The organism is Rhizobium sp. KNZ2-6A (genome assembly GCF_056755475.1).
In genome coordinates, this window is the sequence record NZ_JBNDIC010000094.1 from 1 (window position 1) to 8,920 (window position 8,920).

General features: G+C 61.1%; 7 protein-coding genes. 5 read left to right on the plus strand and 2 right to left on the minus strand.

From position 1 onward, the window contains the following. On the plus strand, positions 1-821 hold an 821-nt coding region (locus ACPYOP_RS32035; RefSeq protein ID WP_481414236.1), incomplete at its 5' end, for a glycosyltransferase family 25 protein. 41 nt (positions 822-862) lie between these two features. Here ACPYOP_RS32035 and ACPYOP_RS32040 read toward each other — a convergent pair. Together ACPYOP_RS32040 and ACPYOP_RS32045 are read right to left on the minus strand one after the other, a co-directional pair. After that, a complete protein-coding gene (locus ACPYOP_RS32040; RefSeq protein ID WP_481414237.1) occupies positions 863-2,845 on the minus strand; it encodes a polysaccharide biosynthesis protein in 1,983 nt (660 codons plus the stop codon). A gap of 212 nt (positions 2,846-3,057) precedes the next feature. After that, entirely contained in the window at positions 3,058-4,722 is a 1,665-nt protein-coding gene (locus ACPYOP_RS32045) for a GumC family protein (protein ID WP_481414238.1), read from the minus strand. 195 nt (positions 4,723-4,917) lie between these two features. Between ACPYOP_RS32045 and ACPYOP_RS32050 the strand changes: the two genes are divergently transcribed. The 4 genes from ACPYOP_RS32050 to ACPYOP_RS32065 all read left to right on the plus strand — a co-directional run. Beyond that, entirely contained in the window at positions 4,918-6,000 is a 1,083-nt protein-coding gene (locus ACPYOP_RS32050; protein WP_481414239.1) for a glycoside hydrolase family 5 protein, read from the plus strand. Between the two features lie 85 nt (positions 6,001-6,085). Next, positions 6,086-7,351 carry a hypothetical protein gene (locus ACPYOP_RS32055; RefSeq protein WP_481414240.1) on the plus strand — a complete coding sequence of 422 codons (1,266 nt, stop codon included), beginning with the start codon at positions 6,086-6,088 and terminating at the stop codon, positions 7,349-7,351. Between the two features lie 38 nt (positions 7,352-7,389). Then, positions 7,390-8,415, plus strand: coding sequence for an acyltransferase family protein (locus ACPYOP_RS32060; RefSeq protein ID WP_481414241.1), 1,026 nt, complete (start codon positions 7,390-7,392; stop codon positions 8,413-8,415). Positions 8,416-8,627: 212 nt separating this feature from the next. Then, positions 8,628-8,920, plus strand: a 293-nt coding sequence (locus ACPYOP_RS32065; RefSeq protein WP_481414242.1) for an ACT domain-containing protein, incomplete at its 3' end; no start/stop codon positions are given.

Consider the following 8,920-nt stretch of genomic DNA (forward strand, 5'->3'; position numbering starts at 1 on the left):
AACAGATTAATCGTATCCCCCGCCTTGTCGACTCTGACATCGCTGACGAAGCCGCTCAGCAGCTTCGCATCTATGTCATCAACCTCGATCGGTCGCGCGAGCGTTGGGAGCGCCTATGCAGCCAGGCGGTGGAATACGACCTGGATATCACGCGCATTCCGGCCGTCGACGGTCGGGCGATCGCAGAGCGCGACCGCATGGATTTCCACCCGAAGTCATTCATCTATCATAACGGACGCAAGCTTCTGGCCGGCGAATACGGCTGCTACCGCAGCCATCTACTTGCTTTGGAGCAATTTGTCGCCAGCGGCGACAAGATGGCCATCATCATGGAAGATGACGTCGAGCTCAATGAGCGGCTGATCCCACGCGCGATCGCTGCCATGGAGAGCGTTCAGGGCGCGCGCCTCGTCAAGCTCGTCAACCATCGCCTCGTCGGCTTCAAGGCAATCCGCGAAACCAGCGAAAACGATGTCGTCGGCCGCTGCATGCATGGCCCGCAGGGGTCGGCTGCCTGTTATATCGTCAACCGCAACGCCGCCAGGAAGTTGCTGACGACGCTGAAGCCCATGCTTCTTCCCTATGACGTCGCCCTTGAGCGCGGCTGGTCGACCGGCGTGGAAACATTCACGACATTTGAAAATCTCGTCGACTTCAGCCCGCACCGCGCCGCCACCACGATCGGCAAACGCGTGCATTATCGCGCCGTCAAGCGGCATTTCCTGCTGCGGGTGACGGCACATTGGTTCCGGACATGCGACCAGCTGCGCCGCTGGCGCTACGCCGTCAAGGAAGCGGCGGCAAACCTCAGCGAACGCTGAGCCCGAGGGAACCGGCCGCAGTTCAACTCATCACACTGCATCTATAGCTGCGCGACATTGTCGAGATTCGGCTGGTCGACCGTCAAGTCCGTCTCGCGTTCGCGGTAAACAAGATCGACCACTTCGCTGCTGGGCGCATAACCGGAGACGAGCTTCTGTAGCAGCGCTCTGGCGAGGGGGATGTCATTTTTCTCCAGCGCCGCTTCCAGCGCTGCAAGCCGCTTCGACAGCTCCGGCCAGGGCAGGAAATCTTCCTTCGCCTGCATGATGCGCGGATGGGTCGTCGGTTGCGGGTTATCGCCGATCAGAAGTTCCTCATAGAGCTTTTCGCCCGGCCTCAAGCCGGTGATTTCCAACTCGATATCGCCTTCGGGCTCGTCCGCATCCCGCACTGTCAGACCGGACAATTCCACCATGCGCCGGGCGAGATCGGCAATACGCACAGGCTCGCCCATGTCGAGCAGGAAGACGTCGCCGCCCGCCGACATCGCGCCTGCCTGGATGACCAGCTGCGATGCCTCGGGAATGGTCATGAAGTAGCGGGTGATATCGGGATGGGTGAGCGTGATCGGTCCGCCATCGCGAATCTGCTGGCGAAACAGCGGCACGACCGAACCGGAGGAGCCCAGCACGTTGCCGAAGCGCACCATGGCGAAATTGGTGCTGTCGGTATCTGGCTTGCGATCGGCATTCATCGCCTGCAGCACCATTTCCGCCAGGCGCTTGCTCGCGCCCATGATGTTGGTCGGACGCACGGCCTTGTCGGTGCTGATGAGGACGAAACTCTCGACGCCACGATCGCGGGCGGCTTCGGCCGCGATCAACGTTCCCAGCACATTGTTGCGGATGCCCTCGACGGGATTGTACTCGACGAGGGGCACATGCTTGTAAGCGGCGGCATGGTAGACGGTCTTCGGCCGCCATGCCTCCATGATCTGCCTGAGCCGCTGGCCGTCCCTGACGGAGGCGAGAAAGGGGATGATGCGCACATCGGCACGGCCGGCCGAGGCTGCCGATTTCTCCAACTCGCCGTGAATGGCATAAAGGGCGAATTCGCTCTGCTCCACCAGCAAGAGCGAGGAGGGCTCGTTCTTCAGGATCTGACGGCAGAGCTCGCCGCCGATCGAGCCGCCGGCTCCGGTCACCATGACCACCTTGCCGCGTATGTTCTTCTCGATCAGGTCACGGTCGGGGGCGATCACGTTGCGGCCGAGCAGGTCCTCGATGTCCAGTTCGCGCAGATCCGAGACCGTAACGCGACCTTGGGCGAGCGCGGTCAGATCGGGCATGGTCCTAACCGTCACGCGGGCCTTGCGCATGCTTTCGAGGATTTCATTGCGCCGCTGCCGCGTGGCGTTCGGCAAGGCCAGCAGCACGCCCTTGATATCGCCCGAGACCACGAGCGCCGACAGATCGGCCGGAGCGTAGATCGGCAGGCCGCCCATGATGCTGCCATGCAGGTTGCGGTCGTCATCGAGATAGCCGACGACATTCAGCTCGGCACTGTTGGCAAGCGCGCCCGTAAGCTGCCGTCCCGAAGCGCCGGCGCCGTAGACCAGCACCTTGGCAAGCTGATTGCGATTGAGGAGCCGCTGATAGGCATTGCCGAGCCAGTAGCGCGTCCACATGCGCGACAGGCCGATCGCGATCAGCAGCAGCAGCGGCTGCAATATGCCGACCGTGCGCGGCACGCCCGGCACGCTGATCGCGGTAAAAATCGTCATGAAGGCGAGCGCATAGATTGCGACCGCCTTGACGACGGTTACGAAAGCCGAAAGACCCGCATATCGGAAAATGGCGCGATAAAGGCCAAGGACGACGAAGATCGGTAGGGCGACCAGCAGGGAGACGATGGCCGGCAGCCATTCGACGCCTTCGAGAATGACCCAATCGTCGAGACGCAGGCAATAGGCGAACCAGACCGTGAGCACGCAGAGGCTGGCATCGACCAGCAGCGCCAGCGCACGCTTGGTCGAGCGCGGCAGCGCCAGGAACGGCAAAACGAGCTTATCAGCGGGCACCATCGGTCAGTTTTCCTCGGCGCCAGTCATCGGAGCAGCGCACCGCTTTTCTCGCATAGATTGTCTCACAAAGTACCATACGACCCCTAATGACTGTATCGCGCTTGCGTTAGCAAGATCCAATCATTCTCAGAGCCGATTTACATTTAGAACAGGCGGCGCGCAATTGCATCCCCGATCCTGAAGAAGCCTCAGCGCAAAAGGCAGAAAAGGGCTCATTTGCCGAAATAGCCGCGGATGACAGGGTGCCGAAACAGGCCGAGGAGAATGGCAAAAGCCATGCCGAGGCCCGCGCCGAACATCGCGCCGGCGATCAGGCCCGCGACCATCATCACCTTGCGGCTGGGTCCATCCGCCTTCAGCGGCGGTTCCGCTTCGGAGATCACGCGAATATTGCTCTGCGACAGATCCTGCGCGTCACCGGCCTGACCGGACCGCTTCAGGAGCGATTCATAGAGATCGCGGGAAGCGGTTGCCTTGCGCTGCAGCTCATTCAGGCCGACGACTTTGCCCGACGTGTTGACTTGCGAGGCTTTCTGCACCGCAAGTTCCTTGGCAATATCCTGCTCGGCCTTCTGCGCCTGTTCGTAGTCGGAACGGGCCGACGTCCCCTGCCGCTGCAACTCGGCCCGGATTTCAACCGCCAGGCTTTCCAGCGAGGATTTGGCGGCAAGCAGGCGCGGATGACGGGCGCCGAGCTGGCTTTGAAGGCTGCCGACATTGGCGGCGAGCGCCGCATACTGCTGCCGCAGGCTGCTCAATGCGTTCGAGGTCATCCCGGAGGAAGGATTGTTGGAGACCACTTCCTCGAAGCTCAGCTTGCCGGCGGCGTCGGCGCGGGCCTTCGCCTCGATCGTCTTTTGCTGGGCAGTGACCAGCATGTCGTTCAGCGCTGTCAGGCGCTTGTCGGATATCAGATTGCCCTCGACAGCCACCATGTCATTGTCGGCACGATAGGTTTCGACGGCTTTTTCGGCTGACAATACCTGCTGGCGCAGATCATCGAGGCGGGAGTCCAGCGCGGTGTTGCTGCTCTTGTAGCTGTTGGACGCCGCCTTGCTCTCCTCTTCCATGAAGGAGGCCACGAGCTGGTTGGCAATTCTGGCCGACTTTTGCGGGTCGCCGGTCGTCACCTTCGCTGTTACGACATAGGTGCTGGCCTCGCGGGCGATCTGTACCGCTTTCGCCAGCGTGGCGGCCGCGACATATTTCGCCGCCTCGCCGCTGGCGCCGCCATCGAACTGCGGATCCCGATCGAGCTTCAACGCATCGACGACCCGGCCGAGCACCTTGCCCGAAGACAGGATCTGCGTCTGGCTGTCGATCATCGTCGTAATCAATTCCGGCGCGGTGGGAGCCTGCTGGGCGGAATCGGAAGCGCCGACCGGGCGCGGATCGAAGTAGAGACTGGTCTCGGCGGTAAATTTCTGCGGTATCAGCGGAATGACGGCCGCGCCCAGCACGGCGCCGGCACCGGCGAGGGCAAGGACCACGAACTTCTTCGCCCAGATCGAGCGAACGGCTGAGCGAAGATCGAGCAGCGGCACATCAGCCATCGCCACCGGCGGTGTGACAACGCTCGGAGGCGCGGCAACCGTGGCTGCTTCCGTCACCGGCGCAACGACGACAATCGGCTCGGCCGCGGGCTGTGGTCTTGTGTTCGGCTGAAATTCGGGGGGCGACGGCTCGCTCTTGCTCGCCTCGTGTGTCGCCATGTCGATCGGCTGAGCCGCCGCGGCCGGTTCGACGCCGGAAACGAAATCGCGCGGACGCAGCAACGGACTGCGCGAGCGCTGGCCCTGACGGTATCCGTCAGACGGCTCGATGCCGCGCCAACCCGAAAGTTGGTCCGATCGCTTGTTTCGTTCCATGGGGCTCATGCCAGGCTTTCTACGCTCCGAGGACCTGTTGCGCCCAGCGGATGCAAGGAGTTTAGAAATGTTTGGCTAACGGACCATTAAGGACACTCGGAGGAAGTCGAAACGCTGGCAACCGCCGCCTTCTCCCGTTCATCATTGTTCAACGCGACGAGCCCTATGAAAGCAGCGCCCTCGCCGCCGAAACAGGAGCCTGCAATGACCGGACCGATGACAAGACTGCTGCATCGTGCGCTCGCCGCGACGATGGCCATTGCTTCCATTGTCGGGCAAGCCGATGACGGCTTTGCCGCCTCGCAGCTCTGCTATCGCGGCATCAATCTTTCCGGCGCCGAGTATGGCGACCGCGACGGGGCGCTCGGCATCAACTATACATATCCCTCGGAAGAGACGGTGCGCTATTTCGCGAACAAGGGCATGAATATCGTGCGGCTGCCCTTCCGCTGGGAGCGCCTGCAGCCAGTGCTGGGCCAGCCTTTCGACGGCGCGGAGCTGCAGCGGCTGAAGGATGCCGTCGATCTCATCCAGAAGCACGGGATGGCCGTGCTCCTCGACCCGCATAATTTCGGCTATTACGACAAGACCCAGCTGACGCAGGCGCCTGCGACGGATCTTGCCTTTGGTGATTTCTGGGCGCGGCTCGCGATCGAATTCGCCAACCGGAAGGGCGTCCTCTTCGGCCTGATGAACGAGCCGCACGATATCAAGGCGCCCGACTGGCTGGAGGCGGCCAATGCGGCCATCCGCAGCATCCGCACCGTCGGCGCGCGCAACCTCATCCTCGTGCCGGGCACGAACTGGACGGGCGCGCATAGCTGGTCCGCCGACGTTCTGGGCGGCGGCGCCAATGGCACGGTCATGCTCCGCGTCAAGGATCCGCTCGATTTCTATGCCTTCGAATTCCATCAGTATCTCGACGCCGACAGCTCCGGCACACATACCGCCTGCGACGGCAGCGACAGCGCGCGAAAGGGATTGCTCGATGTCACGGACTGGCTGCGCAAGAACGGCAAGCGCGGCTTTCTCGGCGAATTCGGCGTGCCCGGCACCCAGCCCTGCCTCGACGGGCTGAAGGCGGTCCTCGGCATCATGGCTGATAATAGCGACGCGTGGCTCGGCTGGAGCTATTGGGCGGCAGGCGAGTGGTGGCCGGCGGAGGAACCAATGAACGTGCAGCCGCGCAACGGCAAGGACCGGCCGCAGATGAAGACGATCACGGCGGCCGTCGGCAAGAAAGTATCCCTTGCGCCGAGCTGCGCGGCCGTGAAGCCGGCGGGTTGATCGACGGCGAGAGCTCGCGACGCAGGCAGGCGGTTGGCGCTTTGTCGCGAATCATGAGACTGCTATCGTTGCGCCGGCCCAAAGCATGCGGCAGCCCGGACAACAGATGAGAAGCCTTACCGATAAACAGCGTATCGATTATCCGATCCTGGCGATCACGCTGTTTTCGGTGCTCTACAATTGCATCCTCGCCTATATCAATCACAACATCATGCCGCTTTCGGTCTCGCATGTCGTTCTTTGCGAGGGCCTGATGATGATCTCCAGCGTGGCTTTCATTCTGAAAAAGGGGATCTACGAGGAAGATCTGCCGATCGTCCTTTTTCTCGTCTTCACGCTTGTCATCACCATCTACATCACCGTCTTCAACCGCCTGACCTTCATCGACCAGTTCCGCAACATCCTGATCATCTTCTGCTTTGCCGGCATCGGCAGCTGGGCGAGCGAGCGAACGGTCAGGCTTGCCTTCCGGATCGCCAGCGCGGCGGTTCTGCTGTTCCTCGTCTGCGAAGTCGTCAGCACGCCTTTCTATGTCAGCCTCTTTCATCCCGGCGAATATTTCGAGAATACGCGCGGGATCAAGCAGGCAAGCTTCAACTCGACCGGCCTCTTTGCCAATGCGCTCGGTTTCCAGGGCCGCTTCTCTTTCGGCCTCATCGATCACCGCTCGTCCTCGATCTTCCTGGAGCAGGTGTCGCTCGCCAATTTCTGCGGCGTCATCGTCATCTATCTGCTTTCCTTCTGGTCGAGGCTCGCACTGCTCGAAAAAGCCCTGTTCATCGCGACGGTGCTTTTGATCCTGCTCACCAACGACACCCGCACGATGCTGATCTTCTCCTGCATCAGCATTGCGGGCTATTTTCTGTTTCCGAAGATCCCGAAGGGCTTCAGCCTTATCCTGATGCCTCTCATCATCCTGGTCGGTTTCTTCGTGCATTTCATGAAGCCGGACGAGGTCGGCGACAATTTCACCGGGCGCATCGGCGTCACGATCAAGAAGATGCTGGAGCTCGATATCCAGTCCATGCTCGGCCTGTCGATTTCGCGCATCGGTGAATTCGCCGATAGCGGCTATGTCTATCTCATCTACGCGTCGACGATGCTTGGCCTGATCGTCTTCTGGCTCTTCGTCTGCCTCTATCCCGCTGGAAGGACGGCGGCGCAAAGACGCTGCGCGCATTCACTCTCTCTTTTCATTTTTCTGAATATGATGATCGGCGGTACGGCAATCTTTTCCATCAAGATCGCCGGACTGCTCTGGCTGCTCGTCGGTTACATGCGTGTTTCCGACAAACCGCGCGCCGTTCGGGCGCAGTCGGAGACCCTAAACGAAAGCAGAGTGCCGGGCTGACCAGACATCATGTCGGCATCGGCCGCATGAGGATCGGGATGCTTGTTCAGCTGCAGTATCTGCGTGCCATCGCTGCACTCATGGTCGTCTATTTTCATTCGGTGCTGCAGGTGCCGAAGGTCGATCCCGGCTTCCAGACGGTTTTCCATCTCTTCGGCGAGACCGGCGTCGACATATTCTTCGTGCTCAGCGGCTTCGTCATGTGGCTGACCACGGCCGGCCGCGAAATCCGCCCGTTGGACTTCTACCGGCGCCGGATCCAGCGCATCGTGCCGCTCTATTGGCTGGCGACGCTGTTTGCCGCCAGCGTGGCGCTGGTGGCACCGACGCTGCTGAAGTCGACGGTCTTCGATCTTCCGCATCTCATCGCCTCGCTGTTCTTCCTTCCCTGGCGCAATCCGGCCGATCCCACGCTGACCGTCCCGGTCGTCGTGCCGGGATGGACGCTGAACTACGAGATGTTCTTCTATCTCGTCTTCGGCCTGCTGCTGCTCGTTCGCGAAAAATGGCGCTTTACGGCATTGTTGGTCGCGATGACCGCGATCATCGTCGTCTGCCGCGTTCTTCCTGGCGATACGACCGCAGCCAAATTCTATAGTGATCCGATCATCTACGAGTTTCTGGCGGGCGTGCTTCTCGCCAAGCTCTATCTCGACAAGACCCTCCTGCCGCCGGCCGTCGCCTGGCCAGCGCTGGTGATGGGATTCTCGTTCCTGCTCATCAACGAAACGCTCTGCGACGCCAGCATGCGCTCCTACATGTGGGGCATCCCGGCCGTCGTCATCCTGTACTCGGCCGTTTCGATCGACTTTTCGAAACTCCCGGTCATCGCCACGCTGAATTATCTGGGCGATGCATCCTACAGCATCTATATCACCCACGCCTTCACGCTCGCATTGCTGCGTGTCGTTTGCGTCCATCTGAATATCGACATTCTGGCGAACGCCCCGGTCTTCGTGACTGGCTGCATCGTTTGCTCGGCGATCGGCGGCGCCGTCGTCCATGAGCTGACGACACCCAGCCGCTGGCGAAAATGGAGAAGGAAGCGCGCGCTCGCCGCGTGACTATCGCCCTATCATATTCGCGCTCCCTGTCAGATTCGCGCCGTCTTCTCTCGGGACGACGGGGATACGCGGCTGGACGGCGCAATGGGAACGGAATTTTCCGCCGCCTGTCATAAGCTTTGCCCCACGTTCGGATCGGGGACACTTTTCCCTGCCGGTCGATTGCGCTAAGCGAGCGGGCGAAGATGAAGCCGCTTTACGAGGGAAGAGACATGACGAGCTATGTATTGACAGTGACGTGCAAGTCGACACGGGGGATCGTTGCGGCGATCTCGAATTACCTGGCCGAGCAGGGCTGCAACATCGTCGATTCCAGCCAGTTCGACGATCTCGACACCGGCAAGTTCTTCATGCGCGTCTCCTTCATCTCGGAAGAAGGCGTCGGCGAGGCCGACCTGGTCGAGGGCTTCAAGCCGATCGCCGAAAAGTTCGCCATGGAGGCGGAGATCCACGATGCCAGGAAGCGCATGAAGGTGCTGCTCATGGTCTCGCGCTTCGGCCATTG

What these genes read in the sequence shown, in the direction of transcription:
- ACPYOP_RS32055 (WP_481414240.1), top strand. Translation starts at nt 6,086, where the DNA reads ATGCGGCAGCCCGGACAACAGATGAGAAGCCTTACCGATAAACAGCGT.
- ACPYOP_RS32060 (WP_481414241.1), top strand. Translation starts at nt 7,390, where the DNA reads ATGCTTGTTCAGCTGCAGTATCTGCGTGCCATCGCTGCACTCATGGTC.
- ACPYOP_RS32050 (WP_481414239.1), top strand. Translation starts at nt 4,918, where the DNA reads ATGACCGGACCGATGACAAGACTGCTGCATCGTGCGCTCGCCGCGACG.
- ACPYOP_RS32045 (WP_481414238.1), bottom strand. Translation starts at nt 4,722, where the DNA reads ATGAGCCCCATGGAACGAAACAAGCGATCGGACCAACTTTCGGGTTGG.
- ACPYOP_RS32040 (WP_481414237.1), bottom strand. Translation starts at nt 2,845, where the DNA reads ATGGTGCCCGCTGATAAGCTCGTTTTGCCGTTCCTGGCGCTGCCGCGC.